The 18,040-nt window shown below is 42.4% G+C and carries 21 protein-coding genes; 20 read left to right on the top strand and 1 reads right to left on the bottom strand.

The window, feature by feature from the left end:
• Window positions 1-19 precede the first annotated feature (19 nt).
• From LZT22_RS02910 to LZT22_RS02815, 20 genes are all read left to right on the top strand, one after another.
• Entirely contained in the window at window positions 20-763 is a 744-nt protein-coding gene (locus LZT22_RS02910; RefSeq protein ID WP_233923547.1) for an ABC transporter ATP-binding protein, read from the top strand.
• A gap of 56 nt (window positions 764-819) precedes the next feature.
• The gene (locus LZT22_RS02905) at window positions 820-1,824 is read left to right on the top strand and encodes an ABC transporter substrate-binding protein (RefSeq protein ID WP_233923546.1); all 1,005 of its coding nucleotides are present in this window, start codon (window positions 820-822) and stop codon (window positions 1,822-1,824) included.
• A gap of 51 nt (window positions 1,825-1,875) precedes the next feature.
• Window positions 1,876-2,763: a 3-keto-5-aminohexanoate cleavage protein gene (locus LZT22_RS02900; RefSeq protein WP_233923735.1), complete on the top strand. Its 888-nt coding sequence runs from the start codon at window positions 1,876-1,878 to the stop codon at window positions 2,761-2,763.
• Between the two features lie 128 nt (window positions 2,764-2,891).
• A complete protein-coding gene (locus LZT22_RS02895; RefSeq protein ID WP_233923545.1) occupies window positions 2,892-3,419 on the top strand; it encodes a YeeE/YedE thiosulfate transporter family protein in 528 nt (175 codons plus the stop codon).
• Between the two features lie 2 nt (window positions 3,420-3,421).
• Window positions 3,422-4,018 carry a YeeE/YedE thiosulfate transporter family protein gene (locus LZT22_RS02890; RefSeq protein ID WP_233923544.1) on the top strand — a complete coding sequence of 199 codons (597 nt, stop codon included), beginning with the start codon at window positions 3,422-3,424 and terminating at the stop codon, window positions 4,016-4,018.
• A gap of 36 nt (window positions 4,019-4,054) precedes the next feature.
• The gene (locus LZT22_RS02885) at window positions 4,055-4,294 is read left to right on the top strand and encodes a hypothetical protein (RefSeq protein WP_233923543.1); all 240 of its coding nucleotides are present in this window, start codon (window positions 4,055-4,057) and stop codon (window positions 4,292-4,294) included.
• Window positions 4,295-4,346: 52 nt separating this feature from the next.
• On the top strand, window positions 4,347-4,973 hold the full coding sequence (locus tag LZT22_RS02880; RefSeq protein ID WP_233923542.1) for a hypothetical protein: 627 nt from the start codon (window positions 4,347-4,349) through the stop codon (window positions 4,971-4,973).
• Between the two features lie 13 nt (window positions 4,974-4,986).
• A complete protein-coding gene (locus tag LZT22_RS02875; protein WP_233923541.1) occupies window positions 4,987-5,964 on the top strand; it encodes a sulfurtransferase in 978 nt (325 codons plus the stop codon).
• 30 nt (window positions 5,965-5,994) lie between these two features.
• The gene (locus LZT22_RS02870; RefSeq protein ID WP_233923540.1) at window positions 5,995-6,324 is read left to right on the top strand and encodes a metalloregulator ArsR/SmtB family transcription factor; all 330 of its coding nucleotides are present in this window, start codon (window positions 5,995-5,997) and stop codon (window positions 6,322-6,324) included.
• A 66-nt stretch (window positions 6,325-6,390) separates the two neighbouring features.
• The gene (locus LZT22_RS02865) at window positions 6,391-7,101 is read left to right on the top strand and encodes an RraA family protein (protein ID WP_233923539.1); all 711 of its coding nucleotides are present in this window, start codon (window positions 6,391-6,393) and stop codon (window positions 7,099-7,101) included.
• 65 nt (window positions 7,102-7,166) lie between these two features.
• Complete coding sequence (locus LZT22_RS02860) at window positions 7,167-8,159, top strand: tripartite tricarboxylate transporter substrate binding protein (RefSeq protein ID WP_233923538.1); 993 nt, start codon at window positions 7,167-7,169, stop codon at window positions 8,157-8,159.
• Window positions 8,160-8,282: 123 nt separating this feature from the next.
• Complete coding sequence (locus LZT22_RS02855; protein WP_233923537.1) at window positions 8,283-9,053, top strand: carbonic anhydrase; 771 nt, start codon at window positions 8,283-8,285, stop codon at window positions 9,051-9,053.
• 26 nt (window positions 9,054-9,079) lie between these two features.
• Complete coding sequence (locus LZT22_RS02850) at window positions 9,080-10,420, top strand: TAXI family TRAP transporter solute-binding subunit (protein ID WP_233923536.1); 1,341 nt, start codon at window positions 9,080-9,082, stop codon at window positions 10,418-10,420.
• Window positions 10,417-10,872 carry a hypothetical protein gene (locus LZT22_RS02845; protein ID WP_233923535.1) on the top strand — a complete coding sequence of 152 codons (456 nt, stop codon included), beginning with the start codon at window positions 10,417-10,419 and terminating at the stop codon, window positions 10,870-10,872. The genes LZT22_RS02850 and LZT22_RS02845 overlap by 4 nt, the downstream gene beginning before the upstream one ends.
• Window positions 10,847-11,680: a substrate-binding domain-containing protein gene (locus tag LZT22_RS02840; protein ID WP_233923534.1), complete on the top strand. Its 834-nt coding sequence runs from the start codon at window positions 10,847-10,849 to the stop codon at window positions 11,678-11,680. Before LZT22_RS02845 ends, LZT22_RS02840 begins: the two co-directional genes overlap by 26 nt.
• Before the next feature lie 17 nt (window positions 11,681-11,697).
• A complete protein-coding gene (locus tag LZT22_RS02835; RefSeq protein ID WP_233923533.1) occupies window positions 11,698-12,669 on the top strand; it encodes a tripartite tricarboxylate transporter substrate binding protein in 972 nt (323 codons plus the stop codon).
• A gap of 90 nt (window positions 12,670-12,759) precedes the next feature.
• A complete protein-coding gene (locus LZT22_RS02830) occupies window positions 12,760-13,686 on the top strand; it encodes a tripartite tricarboxylate transporter substrate binding protein (RefSeq protein WP_233923734.1) in 927 nt (308 codons plus the stop codon).
• A 2-nt stretch (window positions 13,687-13,688) separates the two neighbouring features.
• Window positions 13,689-14,669 (top strand): D-2-hydroxyacid dehydrogenase, encoded by a 981-nt coding sequence (locus LZT22_RS02825; protein ID WP_233923532.1) that lies wholly within the window; start codon window positions 13,689-13,691, stop codon window positions 14,667-14,669.
• A 45-nt stretch (window positions 14,670-14,714) separates the two neighbouring features.
• Window positions 14,715-15,503: a class II aldolase/adducin family protein gene (locus tag LZT22_RS02820; RefSeq protein WP_233923733.1), complete on the top strand. Its 789-nt coding sequence runs from the start codon at window positions 14,715-14,717 to the stop codon at window positions 15,501-15,503.
• 64 nt (window positions 15,504-15,567) lie between these two features.
• A complete protein-coding gene (locus tag LZT22_RS02815) occupies window positions 15,568-17,187 on the top strand; it encodes a methyl-accepting chemotaxis protein (protein WP_233923531.1) in 1,620 nt (539 codons plus the stop codon).
• Here the strand turns inward: LZT22_RS02815 and LZT22_RS02810 are convergent.
• Complete coding sequence (locus LZT22_RS02810; RefSeq protein ID WP_233923530.1) at window positions 17,184-17,933, bottom strand: TerC family protein; 750 nt, start codon at window positions 17,931-17,933, stop codon at window positions 17,184-17,186. The two genes, LZT22_RS02815 and LZT22_RS02810, sit on opposite strands and share 4 nt — an antisense overlap.
• Window positions 17,934-18,040: the final 107 nt, after the last annotated feature.

Here is an 18,040-nt window from a genome sequence, read left to right as displayed (position 1 = left end):
GGGCTTATCAAGCTAAATGATGACAAATTTAAACTCCAAACTTCAAGTTGCTATCTCTCACCAGTATGGTAATTTGGTCGTACATGGCGATATTCAATTTTCGGTTAAAGAAAATGAATTTTTGTGTATCTGCGGTCCCAGTGGCTGCGGTAAAACAACCTTACTTGATATTCTTAGCGGCTTATTAAAACCGTCAAAAGGCGACGTATTGTTAGACGGTGAAATCGTCAATCCAAAAAAACATAGTATTTCTTTTGTTTTTCAAGAACCCTCTACCTTGCCGTGGCTAACCGTTTGGGAAAATATTGCCACAGGCTTAAAAATTAAGAAATTAAAGAAAGCCGAAATAAAACAAAAAGTAGAAGAGGTGATTCGCATTGTTGGGCTTGGTGGGTTCGAGGGTTTTTATCCGCATCAGATTTCTGGCGGCATGAAGCAGCGAGTTTCAATTGCCAGAGCTTTTGCAACGGATGCAGATTTAATCTTAATGGATGAACCATTTGTAAGTCTAGATCAACCGACACGAGAAAGAATGCAGCAAGAGGTTTTGGATATCTGGAAAAATTTGAAACGGACGATTGTTTTTGTTACACATAATTTAGAAGAGGCAGTTTTTTTAGGCGATCGCGTCATTATTCTTTCTGAAAAGCCCACTTCTATTAAGGCTGATTTACCAATCGACTTGCCACGACCACGGAATTTAATGAGCCTTGAATTTACGGAATTAAGAGCCAAGTGCTTTTCTTTTTTGCATCAAAAGTAGGGGTAGATAAAGTAGTTTAAGCAGTTAAAAATCACTTTTTAAACAGGAGAAGAGAGATGATTAATACTAATAAAAATCGCAGAAATATTTTAGGTATGGGTGCAGCAGCATCGCTGGGGACCATGCTGCCGATGGGCACGCCGTTATTTGCACAAAGCAAAAAAACAGTTATTAGGCTAGCAGATCAAGCTGGCGCTGAGGTTGACTATGCAGCTATTTGGGTGGCTGAAAATCAAGGCTATTACGATCAAGAGGGCATTCAAATTGATCGGCGCACCTATCCCAATGGCCCAGCATCGTTACTCGATTTAAATAAAAACTTAGACGCTGTAATGTGTGGCTTGGCACCGATCATGCAATATGCTGCAGGCGGCGGACAATTTTCGATGCTTTGTTCGGTCACTAAATACAATGCGCCACTGGTTGGCCATAAACAATTTAAATCTTATGCTGATTTAAATGGCAAAAAGGTAGGAACACCTGGGCTTGGCACAATTCACGATGCCATTTTATTTTATGTTGAAAAAACCCAAAATCTTAAATTCCAAAAGGTGCCTGGTCGCGTTGGTGATATTGCTGCCATGCTTGATCGCGGAGAGGTAGACGCATTTATTGCTTGGGAGCCAGCTTCAGCATTAGCAGTTTCTAAAGCCAAAGATACCCATTACATAGTGCAGTTACCACCCATACCCAATGCGGAGAGTTTGGACTTGGTTTTTCATCCCACCTTTATTAAAGATAATCCTGATGCAGTAGTGCGTTTTTTAAAGGCCACCTTAAAAGGGATGAATTTTATTAAAACTAAACCTAGGGATGAGGTTGCAGAAATTATTGCTAAAAAAATGAATGATCCGACCGCTAAACCCGTGGCGCTAATGGCCTTGAACTCAGTGTTACTTACTGAACCCCGCTTAGATATGCCTTCAACCCGCTTAATTCTGAAAACTATTTCTGAGCAAGGCAAGATTGATCCTGCGCTAGTCGCAAATACGGATGCTTGGGTTGGAAAATACTTAGATTATTCCTTTTTAGATAAAGCGGAAAAATCGCTGAAGGGTTAGGGAATGTTTTTGTACCATCTCTTTTAATTGATCTTTAAATACAGGGGCTTTATCTCAATGGCAAAAACCATCCTAACTTGCGCAGTAACTGGCGGCTTAACAAAGCCAGAGATGACCCCTTATTTGCCTATTACTCCACAACAAATAGCCGATTCTTGTTTGGGGGCTGGCGCTGCTGGAGCTGCTGCCGTGCATATTCATGTGCGCGACCCAGTTTCGGGTAAACAGTCAATGGAATTTGATTTATACGCCAAAGTAGTTGAGTTAATTCGCGCGCAAAACAAAGAGCTTATTATTAATCTAACAACCGGGCCAGGTGGTCGCTTTATTCCTAGTGAAGATGATCCTAAGGTCTTTGCTCCAGGAACTACTTTATGCCATCCCTTAAAGCGCGTAGAGCATATTACCAAGTTAAAGCCTGATATTTGTTCTTTAGATTTTAATACGATGAATGGCGCGACAGATATTGTGATTAATACGCCATTAAACGTGCGCAAAATGGCCAAAGTGATTCGCGATGCTGGAGTTCTTCCTGAATTAGAAATTTTTGATACGGGTGACCTCAATTTAGCTTTGGATTTAATTGCTGATGGCACACTTGATGGCCCTGGTTTATTTAGCTTTGTGTTGGGGGTGAAGTATGGCTTAAACGCTGATCCCGCCACTTTGCTCTATTTACGCGATCAATTGCCTGTTGGGGCTAGATGGTCAGCTTTTGGCATTAGTCGCTTTGAGTTCCCAATTGTGGCGCAATCTTGGTTATATGGGGGCCATACACGGGTTGGCTTAGAGGACAATATTTTTCTCAAGAAGGGTGTGCTTTGTCAAAGTAATGCTGAATTAGTTACTAAAGCAAAACGTATTATTGAAGACCTAGGTGGAGATTTGGCCTCAGCTGCTGAGGCGCGTTCTATGTTGGGCCTCAAAATAGCTTCTTAAGGCTATAAATAGCTAAATTGTTGTAATTTTCACCTAATTTTAGTTTTTTTATAAATAGTTTGCGTTTATATCTTTTTTATAATATACTTTAAAACATAATGTAATTTTACATTTTATTAGGAAATAAAATGAGTCAAGTAAAGCAGAGTACTAAACCAGAGCCATATTGGCACCCCCTTTATGCTGGGCTGGCTTTGGGCCTAGTCTTATTAGCTAGTTTTGTCGTCACTGGGCATGGCCTAGGCGCAACTGGGTTTACAACCCGTCTTACAGCATGGATTGGCATGACAACAATGCCGACCATGACTGCAGCTAATGAATACCTTGGCGGCATGGTGGAGGATGGAAACCCGTTAAATGGCTGGATAACTTGGCAGGTTATTGGCTTGGCTATTGGCGCTTTCGCCTCTGCCTGGCTGGCTAATCGATTTAAGCTGCAAACTGATGGTAAACGTTTTTTAGGGGGTAGTAAGCGTCCCTTAACAGCGCTACTGGGTGGGGTCTTAGCTGGTTTTGGGGCACGTATTGCAGCGGGATGTACTAGCGGTCTGGGTTTATCGGGCACAGCAGTATTGGGGCTTGCCGGGTTTGTTTTTTTAGGTACATTTTTTGCTACCGGCTTAGTCATTAGCCGTTTAATGAAAGAAAAGGCATAAATATGAATTCCATCATCTCTGGGCTACTTTTAGGTGCCGCCTTCGGTTTTGTTTTAGAGCGCGCTGGGTTTGGTAGCCCCTGTAAATTAACGGCTCAATTCCGTTTAACTGATTGGTCAGTATTTAAAGTGATGTTTACTGCGATCGTTTTTGCTTCAGTAGGCATTATGTTATTAGAAAAAATGGGGTATATCGATGCCGCTGATTTATTTGTACCGCCTGCATTTTTAGGGGCAGCCGCTCTTGGTGGGGCTCTAGTAGGAGCAGGTTTTGCCATTGGCGGATATTGCCCTGGAACTTCCGTGGTTGGCTTTGTTTCTGGCCGCATAGATGCCGGTTTATTTTTAATTGGGTTAATCATTGGTACTTGGATTTTTGCCGATATATTTTCTAGTATTGAGTTTTTGACTTCAGCTGGTGAATACGTAAAAGCATCAACATTACCAGAGGCGTTGCAAGTGTCCGCTGGAGTAATTAATCTTTTTATGATTGCTGCTGCGTTGGCTATTTTTGTACTTGGTACATGGATGGAAAAACAAGTCGGGGGTTCGATTTCTGCTGTAGAAGCTATGAATGCCTGCACAGTAAAGCAGTCTTAATCATTTCAACCATTTAATTGTTTAATAAGGAAAATTATGTCTAAGAAAAATACTATCGCTGCATTAGCTTTGGCTTTAGCGGGCTTGGCTGCTGCACCTGTTGCTTTGTCAGCAGATGCGCCAGATAAAAAACCCGCAAATGCTGAGCAAAAAAATCCTTGTGGACCAGCAAAAAAAGCAGATGCAAATCCCTGTGGGCCCGCCAAAAAGAAGGCTGCCAATCCATGTGGACCAGCTAACCCTTGTGGTCCAAAAAAGCGTAAATCAGCCGATTAATTTTATAGCCTTGATAAAAATTCTTAACTATTTAACTTCACCAGTGAAATAAATGCTCACTCAATCTATTCTTTGTTTAGCTGCACAAGAGTTGCTTAGTGTGCAAACCAAATATGCTAAAAAGGGGCTGACATTAAGCCAAGCAGCATTATGTGGGGCAAAGCAATTTGTCGAATGGCGGCACTATCCTAGCAAGGACTTGGTTGATGGTGAGGGAGGGTATGAGTTCTATTACCACGCGCATGCTGCTGATGAGATGCAGAAAGGTGAGCACGGCCATTTTCATTTATTTAAACGTAGTGCTAAACAGCCCAATCATTTCTTTCACCTGATTGGTATTGCACTAGATCAAAAGGGCTTGCCAGTGCGGTTGTTCACCACTAATCAATGGGTAACAGGAGAGCAATGGGCCAAGGCGCCAACGGTCATTGCAGCCCTTCAAGATTTTGATGTATCAGTAAAAGGGCCATTAGGGCCATTAGGCAGATGGGTTAGCGCCTTAACTACATTATTTTATGTTGAGATGCGTGAGTTAATAGTGAAGCGGGACAGAAAAATAACGGCATTAGCTATCAAAGACGGTAATAAAAATTTAGCTTTAGAGAATCGTAAATATCATGTTTTAACAGAGCAAAAAATTCATTATATGGATCGACTTGCGGATCATTTATTTGTATAAAAAAGGTATAAAAATGAAAAAAATTCAAGGATTAATCTTATTTGCTTGCGCAATGGTGACAAGCGTAGCCTACGCTATCACCTTACCTGGCCCAGTTGTTAATGCTGAGTGGTTGGCAAACAATTTGTCAGCAGTGCAAATTGTTGATGTACGTTCAGATATAACTAGCTTTGGTCGAAATCCAGAGTTTGTTACTGATAAGGCGAGTGGCAAAAAAAGCCTAAGTGAAGTTGGGGGGCATATTGAAAACTCGACTTTGCTCAATTTTAAAAATGCTCGAGTAGAGCGCTTAGTCGATGGTCGTAAGGTCAAGTTTTTAATTCCCGAACAAGCTGATTTTGAAAAATATATTCAAGCGGCTGGAATTAACGCAAATAAGCCGATTATTTTAGTACCTGTAGGCCAAGATATTTCTGATGTGGATGAGGCCTTAAGAATGTATTGGCAATTTAAAGTTTATGGTGAAAATCAAGTAGCTGTATTAGACGGTGGTATGGCTGGCTGGTTGGCAGATGGGCGTACATTTGTTACTAGTGCCGCCACAAAGCAAGTAGGAAATTGGGTGGCAAAGTCAGCCCGTAAAGAGTTAATTGCAGGCTCGGAAGATGTGGCTAATGCTTCAAAAACAGGTGCAGCGCAGTTAATTGATTCACGCTTACCTATGCAATATTTTGGTACGTCTAAAAAACCCGATATTGGTGCTTATGGACATATTGCAGGCGCTAAGGAATTTTCGCCAGATTTGCTAACTAAATCTGTGAATGGAGCCCTATATTTTTTCAAACCTGAGACATATTCCGCTCTATTGATAGCAAATGGAATTAAGCCCACGGGCCCAGCAATTAGTTATTGCAATACTGGTCACTTAGCTTCTGGAACCTGGTTTATTGTTTCTGAATTAGTGGGCAATAAGTCGATTCAACTTTATGATGGCTCGGCTTATTTATGGACTTTAGAGGGGCGCCCACTGCAGGGTGTGCCGCTAAATTAAAACCGCTGATTGTTTTAAGAACAGTGCTATATGTTGATGGCTCGAAATTTAATTGATTTAAAAAAAATGCAGCATTCGGCTGGTGAGGCGGTTAAATTACTGAAGGCCTTAACTCATCCAGATCGCATGCTGCTGCTCTGCCAAATAAGTAAAGGTGAGCGATGTGTTGGTGAGTTAGAGAATCTGCTTAATATTCATCAGCCGATGTTGTCCCAACACTTAGGCGCTTTAAAGCGGGCTAAATTGGTTAAAACGCGGCGCGTTGGCAAGAATATTTACTATGCCGTTGCTAATGATTTTGCAATGTCGATTATTGATCAGTTATATAGGCATTACTGCCTTAAAAATATGCTTATTTAAGGGAAAACGAGGATGGTTTCAGCTGATCTTTGTCCTATAAAGTGAGGAGTTAGAAAAAGGAGTGTTATGTCTCAGCCTTTACATCCTCAGGCTATATTAGATTCTTTGGCGCAGTTTGATACCCCCACCATTTGCAATGCGCTAGAGTTAATAGATCCCAATTATCGAAATCACGGTTTTACTACAGAACCATTAGAGTGCATCTATCCTAATTTAGCGCCGATGGTAGGGTATGCGCGCACTGGAACGATGCGTGCAGTTCAAGGGCCCCGTATTAGCCCTGAAGCGCAAAAAGAAATACGGATTGATTGGTATAAGTATGTTGATGAGGGGCCCAAGCCCAGCATTATTGTTTTACAAGACTTGGATGGTGCACGAGCCGGAATCGGTGCATTTTGGGGTGAGGTAAATACCCATGTACACCGCGGTCTAGGTGCTAAAGGGGTGGTTACCAATGGCTCAATTCGGGATATTCCCATGAATGCGAGCAATTTTCAGTTATTAGCTGGGAGTGTAATGCCTAGTCACGCGCATGTACACATTGTTAGCATTGGGATACCAGTTACTGTTGCCGGTATGGCGGTGCAGCCTAATGATTTAATTCATGCCGATCAACATGGCGCAGTGGTCATTCCCTTTGCTGCAGCTGAAAAAATTAATGATGCTATAGAACTTATTGCAAAAAAAGAAGCCGTGATTATTGGCGCCGCAAAAGCGAGCAATTTTTCTTGGGAAATTTTACGCGACGCAATTAAAGAATCAGCTGATATTCATTAAGCGCTAGGGAATATACAGCGCTAATACAAGCAGATTCTATCCAAGGTACATCTTAAAGGAGCAAAATGAAAACCGATCAAATAGCTAATTACCTGCGGCATTTTTGCGCTACCCTTTTATTACTCTCGCTGCCACAGCTTGTCTTTGCGCAAGCGAATGATTGGCCAAATAAACAAGTTTCCATTGTGGTGCCATTTCCGCCAGGTGGTGCGCTTGATATTACTGCTCGGGAAATTGCTTTGCGCTTAACTAACAAATATAAACAGTCTTTTGTGGTTGAGAACCAGCCAGGTGCAGGCGGTTTAATTGGTTCGCGGAACGTTGCTAAAGCTAAGCCAGATGGCTATACATTGTTGGTGGCTTCAACTGGTCAATTGGCTATTCATCCCGCAGTATTTAAAAATCTGCAGTACAACCCCTTAACTGATTTAACGCCGATCATTCAGTTAACCTCAGCCCCATTTTTAGTAGCAGTGAATGCCGATTTCCCTGGGAAAAATGCCCGTGACTTGGTGGCGTATATTAAGAATAATTCGGGAAAAGCCAATTACTCTTCCACCGGAATTGGCACCTTAGTGCATTTATCTGGTGAAATGATCAGCATTGAAGGCAATAGTGGTGCAACGCATGTCCCATTTCAAGGGGGCCCTCCATCGGTCGCGGCTATTGTAGGAAATGACGTGCTTTATACCGCTACTAATATTTCCAACCCATTACCTTTAATTAAGGCGGGCAAGCTTAAAGCTATTGCAACTACTGGCAGTAAAAGGCCCGCTGAATTAGCTGATATTCCCACTATGCAAGAGAGTGGTTTTCCGAATTTCGAAGTGACCGTGTGGGTAGGTTTATTTGGCCCTAAAAATTTACCTGCCAATTTAACCAATACGATCTATCAAGCGGTAAATGAGACATTAACTGATCCTGTTTTAATTAAGAAATTAGCGTCGGTAGGTGATGAGCCAGCCTCGAAAAATCCTCAAGAATTTGCCCAATTTATTGAAAAAGAAGCAAAAAAATATTTAACAATTGCGAAAAAAGCCAATATTCAGGTGGATTAAAGCGACTAGGTGAGGCTGAATTGGATTTTATTAATATGTTGCGGGTTCCTGTTTGCCTCTAAATTATGTTAACGTTCCTGAGGATTTTTCTATTAATTAAAACCTTTCTCAGGGAGATAAACAATGAACAGCAAGTCAATTAAGCCCAGAAACCCAAAATACAGCTTTTTTGCTGGTCTTGCAGTAGCCATGCTTTCCGGTGGCTGCTTCGCTGATGGCGCAGCGCACTGGGGTTATGAGGGAAAAGTAGGGCCAAGTAATTGGGGCGCGCTTGAGAAGGAGTTTGCCGCCTGCAAAGTGGGGCAGATGCAAGCCCCAATTGATATTCCAAGCAAAGCTGCTACGCCAGCTACCGCACCAATTACCACCAAATATAAAGCATCAGCTGGCGAGATTATTAACAATGGTCACACCATTCAAGTTGCCCTAGCCGATGGCGGCTCTGCTCTTTTAGGCGGGGTCGATTATAAGATTTTGCAGTTTCATTTTCATACTCCAGCAGAAGAAAAAATTGATGGCAAAGGCTTCCCATTTAATGCGCATTTAGTTCATAAAAGTGCCGATGGAAAGTTAGCAGTCATTGGAATTTTATTTAATGAGGGTAGTGAAAATAAAAGTATCAAAGATATTTTTGCAAACTTGCCCGCAAAAGAAGGTAAAGTGGCTTTGAAAACCAATTTTGATGCAGCTAGCATGCTACCTAGCTCATTAGCTTATTACAGTTATGCGGGCTCTTTAACAACCCCCCCATGTAGTGAGGGCGTGAGTTTCTATATTCTTAAAACGCCAGTTGAGCTTTCAAAAGATCAATTAAATGCCTTCAAAAAGATATTTAAGATGAATGCCCGACCCATTCAACCGCTTAATGGACGTAAGATTACTCAAGGTAGTTAAGACCTTTTGCAAATTACAACTTGGCTATGAAAACCCTTGAATATTTAAAGGTTGTAGTCAAGCATGAATTAATTGCTATCAAGGAGGCACTGATTGAGTTAAAACTCATAGTGCTTCTTCTGGTGCTTATTTTTGCCGGACTGATTTACTACCTTAAACCATTTCCCGAAAAAAGTATCACCATCTCAACCGCATTTAAGGGGTCAGATTGGTATCAATTTGCCGAAACTATTGCCCCAGCCTTACAAGACCATGATATTAGTCTTACCGTGCTTGCTAGCGATGGCTCAATTGAAAATGTTGAAAAATTAGATAATCAGAATAGCAAGGTCACTGCTGGTCTCACTTATGGAGCGGCTTTATCCGCCGAACAAATTGGTGGAATTTACTCACTAGGAAGCATTACTTATGAGCCTATTTGGATTTTCTATCATGAAAAACGTATAGGCAAAATTACAGATATTAAGGATTTTGCGCGCTTTAAGGTTGGGGTGGGGCCGCCTAAAAGCGGGTCGTATGCTTTTGCCGAAAAATTATTTGCTATTAATGGGATTCAAATTAAAGAAAATAAAAATTTTCAAGCCGCTTCAATTGAAGGTAATTTAAATCAGTTTTTAGATGATAAATTAGATGTGTTTATTTTTGTCTCAACCATTATTGATTTACCTGTTCAAAAATTAATTCGGTCCCCAGGCATAAAGCTCTTTAATTTTAAAAACTCAGCAGCTTATGAAAAAAAGTTTTATTTTTTAGATGCGGTTGAGATACCAGCAGGGTCAATCAATATTTTGAATAATTTTCCGCCAGAAAATATTTCTTTAATTGCCACAACTTCGACTTTAGCCGTGCGTCGAGATATGCATCCGGATCTGCAGCTTGCTTTACTAATAGCAATGAAAAATACCATTCAAGACTCGCAATTACTATTTTTTGCTAAAAGAAATCAATTTCCTGCCTATGTCGATCCCTCTATACCGCTGAGTCCAGTGGCACGAAAATTTTATAATAATGGCCCTCCCCAAGCGATTATCTATTTACCCTATTGGCTTGGGGTATTCGTAGACCGCTTCTGGCTAATACTTTTAACCCTTTTTGCGGTCATTTATCCCTTATCTAAATTAAATTTTCATCTAAGAAAATTCCTGTATGCCGTTAAGGAGCGGGGTCATTATGAGGAAATCTTGGCGATTGATCGGCAGGTAAGCTCCGACCCTATTAGTGCTGAGCAAAGAGTTTTATTCTTAAAGCGTTTAGATGAAATTAATCTGCTTCTTATTCGTCGAGACGTGCCAATTGGCGAGGAGACTGATTATTATTTATTTGTCAATGCTACCCAGTTATTACGCAATAAGATCGAGCGGCTATGATTAAATTAATTATTGTCATTACTGTCTTAGGATTTTCTTCAGGTATTTTGGCGCAAAATGCTGCGCTTCCACAATTACCTAAAAATTGGAGCGGAATTGTTTCTGTCACCGCGATGGGCAATACTTACCAAACAAAAGTAAATAGCACATCTAAAGTTGGCGAAATGTCGTTTAATTCGTTTGATATTCCAGCGACGATTACGATTCTCAAACAAGAAGGTCGCCATCTTGAATTTTTATATCGCTCAGCTAATTATGAGTCACGTTACGTCGGCACTTTATCAATGGATGGCAAACAAATACAAATTGCTTATCAACAGGGCTCTGGAAGCTATACTTTAGAAGGTAATAAATTATCGGGCTGTGGATCTGGTCGGGGCGGGAAAGGCACTTTTAAAGACTGGCTAAATAGTTATTCCACCTGGTGTGAAGAGTTTACTGCGCTGCCATAAGAGGTCTTTTAACATCAAACCATACCAAGACTTAAAACAACTTGTAATCCTTTTCTTTGCCACGCTGTTTTTAAGTGGTGGCGCTTTTGCAGATGAGATTCAAGTCATTACATCTGGCGCTTTTGCTGAAGCATTAGTTGCATTGGCGCCGATTTATGAAAAGCAATCACAACACAAAGTTATCATTTCAAATGGGTCTTCGATGGGGTCTGCTCCTGATTCAATTCCGTCGAGACTTGCCCGTGGTGAGCGTTTTGATATCCTTATCTTAGCTGCGCCCGCTCTAGACACTTTTATTAAAAGCGGCCAGGTGCAAGTAGGTACGAAGGTGGATTTAGTGGCCTCAGTAATTGGTGCAGCAGTCCGTAAAGGCGCCTCTAAACCCGATATCAGCACGGTTGAGGCCTTGAAAAAAACACTTTTAGCTGCTAAATCTGTTGCGTATTCGGCGAGCGCGAGTGGCACCTATTTATCTACTGTGCTATTTGCGCAACTCGGTATAGCCGACCAAATGCAGCTTACTGCTAAAAAGATCTATAGTGAGAGGGTAGGTACTGTCGTAGCTAGGGGAGATGCAGATTTAGGGTTTCAACAGGTAAGCGAATTGATTCCCATTGCGGGAATAGATTTCCTTGGCGAGCTGCCAGCAGAAGTGCAGCAAACTGTATTATTCTCAGCAGGCATCACCAGCAATCGAAACAACCTGAATGCAGCACGTGATTTAATTGCATTTCTTGCGTCGCAGCAAGCAGCCCCGATGATTATTCAGGCGGGATTAAAACCCATATTATCTCCCCTACCATGGTAAAAAATTCATTTAATAAAATGCTCAAAATTAATAAAAAATGGCCCTTAGTATTTTGCTTTGTCTTTTATGCGCTAGCGAGTCAGGGCGCCTATCCCGATAAATCCATCCGTCTGGTCGTGCCGTTTGCAACCGGGGGCACTTCAGAAATTATTGCCCGATCGGTGGCAAATGCGTTAACTACACAATTGGGGCAATCGGTATTCGTTGAAAATAAGCCTGGTGGAGCAGGCAATATTGCCATGGAAGAGGTCAAGCGGGCGGCTCCCGATGGTTATACCCTGATATTAGGACACGTTGGCACCCTGGCAGTAAATCCGGCGCTTTTTGGTAAAAAATTACCATACGATCCAAATAAAGATTTTGTGCCAATCACCCTGATTGCTAAAGTGCCCAATGTGATTGCAGTAAGTAAAGCAAGCCCCTATAAAACCTTAGCCGATTTGGTTGCAGATGCGAAAAAAAATCCTGGCAAAATTAATTATGGCTCTGCTGGTAATGGTAGTGCAGGACATTTGGCGATGGAATATTTCACCTCAGTAGCAGGTATTGATTTAGTACATGTGCCCTACAAGGGTTCAGGTGCCATGCTCACAGATTTAATTGGCGGGCAGATACAAGCAACGTTCAATGGTTTGCCATCGCTCATTGGACAAATTAAGGGCGGCGCTTTGGTGCCTCTAGCCGTAGGTTCTCTGGCTCGCTCGAGTACCTTGCCCCAAGTGCCAACTTTAATTGAATTGGGTTACAAGGGGGTTGAAACCTCGCAGTGGTATGGCATTATGGCGCCAGCTGGTACGCCTAAGGCCATTGTTGATAAGCTGCAAAAGGAGATTTCTAAAGCCTTGAAATCGAAAGACGATTCCAAAAAAATGCTTGAGGATGGCGCAATTTTAGTGGGCGATACCCCAGAACAGTTTGAGGCTTTTATTCGTGCTGAACAAAAGCGTTGGGCGAATGTGGTTGAAAAAGCAAAAATTTCAATTGATTAATGACCGCTAATGATGATTGAGGCGAAGCACAGGTTTTCACTGGTGAATGCACAGCGCATTGGTTTTGTGTTGATACTAGGTAGTTTGTGTATGCCACTAACTGCTTATACCCAAGCCCCGGTTCAGGCTTATCCAAATAGGCCTGTTAAAGTAATTGTGGCGTTTACTGCAGGCGGTACTACGGATATTTTGACCCGCATGGTGAGTCAAAAATTAACTGAGCGCGTTAAGCAATCTTTTGTGGTTGAAAATAAACCTGGCGGCGGCGGTAATATCGGCACCGAATTTGTGGCTAAGTCTGCTCCCGACGGATACACCTTGATTATGGATTCTGTAGGTCCAATCGCGGTAAATCCCACCTTATATAAAAAATTAAACATTAACCCTTTGACTGATTTAATGCCGCTTATACAAATTGCAGATGTACCGAATGTTTTAGTGATTAATGACTCTCTACCCATAAGAAACTTTGAAGAATTTATTAATTATGCGAAGCTGAATCCCGATAAATTAAATTACAGCTCTACCGGCATTGGTACTTCCTCGCATTTATCGGGCTACATGTTAAGTAAACGCTTGGGCATCGAGGCCACTCATGTTCCTTATAAGGGTGCTGACGCGCTTAATGATTTAATGGCAGGGCGAGTGCAGTTTATGTTTGCGACAATACCTTCGGTGATTCAGCATATTCATTCAGGCAAGTTACGCGCCATCGCCGTAACGAGTTTGAAGCGGTCGCGGTCTTTGCCTAATATTCCAACTGTTGCGGAAAGTGGTTTCCCCGGTTTTGAGGCGGGGTCTTGGTTTGGCCTTTTTGCGCCGAAGGACACGCCTGCGGAAGTGATCACTTTTATCAATAAGAATGTGAATGCAATTTTGCCTAGCCTTGAAACGCAATTTATTCGTGAAGGTGCTGATCCGGTTGGCGGCAGTGCCACCAAATTTAGTCAATTTATTCAAAAAGAATATGAAAAATGGAAAGTGATTGTGCGAGATTCAGGCGCGGTCGCTGAGTAAGGGTGAGAATTCTACTTTCTGCTCAGGCCGCCGCGCGACTTCAACCTCGGTTTGCCCTAAATTTAGCTGGGACACCCCATGAAATAGTCATAGCAGATGAGTGTCGCTTAGGGACTGATTTTGACTGTGCCTTTATATCTCGTGATGTTACGGGCTTATCTACTAAATTAGAGCTTGAGCCCAATACCCAGCACTTTTATGATTTATTACTTAATGCAGTGTCATTGCAGTGGGTGCATACGCATTCTGCTGGTAGTGATCGACCCATTTTTACAGCTTTACTCAATAACAAGCGCATGATTACGACTTCGGCGGGTGTAAATGCCGCGATTGTGGCACAGTCGGCCTTAGCTGGTATCTTAGCGCTCGCGCGGCACTTTCCAAAAATGGCTAAAAATCAGGCTCAGCGCCAGTGGCGATCTTTGATGGCGGGTACTCTTCCTGCTGATCTTGAAGGGCAGACTGCTGTCATCGTGGGCTGGGGAGCAATCGGGCAGCGAATTGCTAGATTACTGCACGCTTTTGGTGTGCATTGCGAGGTAGTGCGTTTTAATCTACCGGTTGTTGAGTCTGCGGGGCTTCAGGCGCATCCGCTGGCAGCCCTCAAGACTGTATTACCACGAGCCAACTGGCTTATTTTGGCTTGCCCATTAAGCGTTGAAACCGAGCGCTTAATTGATGCGGCAGCTTTAAGCTGTTTGCCCCATGGTGCGTATATTATTAATATAGCGCGGGGCGAAATAATTGTTGAGGCAGATTTGCTGACTGCACTGCAGACCGGCCGCTTGGGCGGCGCTTACTTGGATGTTTTTGAGTATGAGCCATTAGGACTTGATTCACCTTTATGGAATAGTGATAATGTGATTATCACCCCCCATTCAGCTGGTCATTCACAGGGGAATGCGCAACGGGTCGAGGACCTTTTTTTGACTAATTTAAGCCATTTTATTCAGCGACAACCCCTTATCAATTTAGTGCAATGAAATGTGTTTACTAATAGACCTTAAGCGTGGCAGTTGGTGAAACAGCTGACAAATTCTGGGCGTTTGCCGCTGGTCTCTATTCGAGATCAAGTTTCTAGCGAAGAGTGGCAAGCACGCATTGATATTGCAGCCTGTTACCGTTTATTGGCGCATTACGGTATGTCTGACATGATGGCTAATCATGTAACCTTACGCGTACCGGGCGAAGCCGATGCCTTTTTAACAAACCCTTATGGCATGATGTATGAAGAAATGACGGCCTCATGTATGTTAAAAATTAATCATGCCGGTACAGTTTTGTATACCCCCGATTTTGGCGAGCTTAATTATGGCTTTAATAAGCCGGGATATATTTTGCATAGCGCAGTTCATGTCGCACGACCTGAAATTGATTGCGTGATTCATACTCATACGCCTGCTGGTATGGCGGTCGCTGCATTGCAATGCGGTTTATTACCCCTGACACAAACAGCGATGCGGTTTCATCATATTGCTTACCATGACTATTGGGGAGTGGTATTAGATCTAGCCGAACAGGCTAGCTTGGTAGCTGATTTAGGCTCGGCCGAAGCGATGATTTTGCGCAATCATGGCTTATTAACAGTAGGCAAAACGATTGGCGAAGCTTTCAATTGGATGCATCGTCTCGAGTTATCCTGCCGCTCCCAATTGGCTGCCATGGCCTGTAATACGCCTTTCAGCCCTGTGCCTGAAACGATCATCGAGGAGACTTATCAAAATTATCAGCCAACCACCCGCCGGCCCTATGGATTAATGGAGTGGCCTGCCTTATTACGAATGCTCGAGCGGCAGGACCCCAGCTTTAGGGAATAGGGGGGCTTGGGGCAAAGTACGCTATCCTTTAGCTAATTTACAGAATTGTGGCGCAAAATTAACCATGTCGATCTATACCAAATTTGAAAAACTGACCCTCAAGGCGAAGCTTACTATTAGCTTTTCGCTCATTATTATTATGACCGCGATATTAGGCGGCTTATCGATTTATAACTATGGCATTTTGGGCCAAGATACTGAGTGGCTGTATTTACAAAGTACCTTAGGCGTTAGTTCCGCTAAAGAGGTTAAGGTAGAAGTGCTTATTATTGGTCAAGATGTGAGCCAATATTTATTAGCGCCTACTGTGCTCAATAAAGAAGACCTTGCTAAGCATCAAAGTGAAATCACAGCGAAGCTTGCTAAGCAAAAAGATCTAATTAAAAAAACGCTTACAGAGGCCAGTAAAACTATTTCACGCCCTATAGTGCAAAAAAAGTTTGACGAAGTTAATTTGTATATGGATTTGTATTTAAAGCAGGTGGATACTATTATTGCTACTTATGCTCAGTCACCCGCTAGTGCGACGAAAATTGTTTTTGGTCCAGAATATATGGCGCTAGAAAATAAAGCTTTAGGTGCCTTAGATGAATTTATTAATCTCAAGTTAGTAAGCGCCAAAGGTAGATATGAAGAGGCCCAAGCGATTAAAAGTAATGTGATTTACACCACGATTGCGATTATTTTACTAACCATTTGCATCAGTATTTTTGTTGGTTACTTATTGCGTCGATCTATTATTAGTCCCCTTAATGAATTAAAAAATGCGATTAGTAATTTGGCAGAATCAAAGTTCAATAACCTTATTGGGAACTTAGATCATTCTGGCGTCATTGGTCGGATTGCTTTATCGACCCAAACTTTGCAGGCGAATTTAAAAAAGGCTTTGCAAGACATCAATGAAAACACCTTGGTAGTGAGCAGTTCTGCTGAAGAGCTAGCAGCTGTGAGCACCCAAATGAGTGCAGCTGCTGAGGAAACGGCAGCGCAAGCGTCTGAAGTTTCGAAGTCGTCTGCCCAGGTAAGTGAAAATACCCAAACGGTTGCCACTGCAATGGAGGAATTTAGTTCGAGCATTCGCGAAATTTCGATTAACACTGCTGAGGCTTCTAAGGTAGCGCATCAGGCGGTTGATACCGCTAAAAATACCAGCGTGAAAATGAACAAGCTTAGCGAAAGTAGCGTTGAGATTGGTCAAGTGCTTAAAGTTATTTCAGGTATTGCAGAGCAAACCAATTTATTAGCCTTGAATGCGACAATTGAGGCTGCTAGGGCGGGTGAATGGGGTAAAGGTTTTGCGGTGGTAGCCAACGAAGTGAAAGAATTAGCCAAACAAACAACTAAGGCCACCAACGAAATTTCAACTTATATTGATGCTATTCAGGGTGACACCCAAGAAACTCAAGCATCAATTAAGGATATTTCAGACATCATTGCAAAAATTGATGATATTTTAAATACGATTGCAAGCGCGGTAGAAGAACAGGCTACGGTGACTAATGAAATTGTGCGCAATGTCTCTAATTCAGCTTCTGGTGTTTCGGTTATTGCGGAAACCATTAAATCTGTAGCTGAAGCATCAAAAAATACAACAATTGGTTCAGCTGATGTGCAGAAATCGTCAGTTGAACTAGCCCAAGTTGCCGCACAATTAAAGAATTTATTGGCCCGTTTTGTTTTTTAGCGCCGCTTTTTCTTGCGGGAGCGAATATTTAAAAGTTCAACTCCCAAAGAAAAGCTAATAGCTACATAAACATAACCCTTGGGAATATGGACGCCCATGCCTTCAGAGATAAGGACGACACCAACGACGGTGAGAAATGATAAGGCTAGTACTTTGATGGAGGGGTGATGCTGTACAAAATCACCAATTGGCTTGGCAGCGATGAGCATAACGGCAATGGATACTAAAACCGCTGCAATCATGATGGCCACTTCATCAACTAGGCCAACCGCGGTAATAACGCTATCAAGCGAAAAAACGATATCAAGAATACCAATTTGGAGAACCGCACCCCAAAAAACCTTTTGTTTTTGCTCTTCAGTAATTGGCGCTTGAGTTTTGTTGTGGGCGTCTGCGTCGGCCGTTTCTTTGTCTTCGACCTCTAAATAGATTTCTTTTGAGGCTTTCCAGAGCAGGAAAAAGCCACCAGCCAACAAAATAAAATCACGTCCACTTATAGCGTGACCCATAGCCGTAAAAATAGGCTCAGTCAGCCCCATCACCCAAGATAGGCTGAGCAATAATAAAACCCGCGTGAGGAGGGCAAATAAAAGCCCAAATTGGCGCACCCGGCTTTGCATTTCCAGCGGTAGGCGATTGGCGAGGACGCTAATAAAGATAATGTTATCGATGCCAAGCACTATTTCAAGGGCCGAAAGGGTTAAAAAGGCGATCCAGGCATTGGGATCTAAAAAGAGTTCGAGCATGAATTTAGGTGCAGGGCTAACTGTGGCAAAAGCTGATACTAAGCCCTTTTTACTATATTGACTGAAGTTGGCTTATTGCATATAGTTAGTAGGGTTTTCCCATGTAA

Source organism: Polynucleobacter sp. IMCC 29146 (genome assembly GCF_021395195.1).
GTDB lineage: Bacteria > Pseudomonadota > Gammaproteobacteria > Burkholderiales > Burkholderiaceae > Polynucleobacter.
This window is presented reverse-complemented; position numbering and strand designations above follow the sequence as displayed.

Bases quoted from the DNA above. Each gene is read 5' to 3' on its own strand.
- LZT22_RS02910 (WP_233923547.1), top strand. From the start codon at position 20: ATGACAAATTTAAACTCCAAACTTCAAGTTGCTATCTCTCACCAGTAT.
- LZT22_RS02905 (WP_233923546.1), top strand. From the start codon at position 820: ATGATTAATACTAATAAAAATCGCAGAAATATTTTAGGTATGGGTGCA.
- LZT22_RS02895 (WP_233923545.1), top strand. From the start codon at position 2,892: ATGAGTCAAGTAAAGCAGAGTACTAAACCAGAGCCATATTGGCACCCC.
- LZT22_RS02890 (WP_233923544.1), top strand. From the start codon at position 3,422: ATGAATTCCATCATCTCTGGGCTACTTTTAGGTGCCGCCTTCGGTTTT.
- LZT22_RS02885 (WP_233923543.1), top strand. From the start codon at position 4,055: ATGTCTAAGAAAAATACTATCGCTGCATTAGCTTTGGCTTTAGCGGGC.
- LZT22_RS02880 (WP_233923542.1), top strand. From the start codon at position 4,347: ATGCTCACTCAATCTATTCTTTGTTTAGCTGCACAAGAGTTGCTTAGT.
- LZT22_RS02875 (WP_233923541.1), top strand. From the start codon at position 4,987: ATGAAAAAAATTCAAGGATTAATCTTATTTGCTTGCGCAATGGTGACA.
- LZT22_RS02870 (WP_233923540.1), top strand. From the start codon at position 5,995: ATGTTGATGGCTCGAAATTTAATTGATTTAAAAAAAATGCAGCATTCG.
- LZT22_RS02865 (WP_233923539.1), top strand. From the start codon at position 6,391: ATGTCTCAGCCTTTACATCCTCAGGCTATATTAGATTCTTTGGCGCAG.
- LZT22_RS02860 (WP_233923538.1), top strand. From the start codon at position 7,167: ATGAAAACCGATCAAATAGCTAATTACCTGCGGCATTTTTGCGCTACC.
- LZT22_RS02855 (WP_233923537.1), top strand. From the start codon at position 8,283: ATGAACAGCAAGTCAATTAAGCCCAGAAACCCAAAATACAGCTTTTTT.
- LZT22_RS02850 (WP_233923536.1), top strand. From the start codon at position 9,080: ATGAAAACCCTTGAATATTTAAAGGTTGTAGTCAAGCATGAATTAATT.
- LZT22_RS02845 (WP_233923535.1), top strand. From the start codon at position 10,417: ATGATTAAATTAATTATTGTCATTACTGTCTTAGGATTTTCTTCAGGT.
- LZT22_RS02835 (WP_233923533.1), top strand. From the start codon at position 11,698: ATGCTCAAAATTAATAAAAAATGGCCCTTAGTATTTTGCTTTGTCTTT.
- LZT22_RS02830 (WP_233923734.1), top strand. From the start codon at position 12,760: ATGCCACTAACTGCTTATACCCAAGCCCCGGTTCAGGCTTATCCAAAT.
- LZT22_RS02815 (WP_233923531.1), top strand. From the start codon at position 15,568: ATGTCGATCTATACCAAATTTGAAAAACTGACCCTCAAGGCGAAGCTT.
- LZT22_RS02810 (WP_233923530.1), bottom strand. From the start codon at position 17,933: ATGCTCGAACTCTTTTTAGATCCCAATGCCTGGATCGCCTTTTTAACC.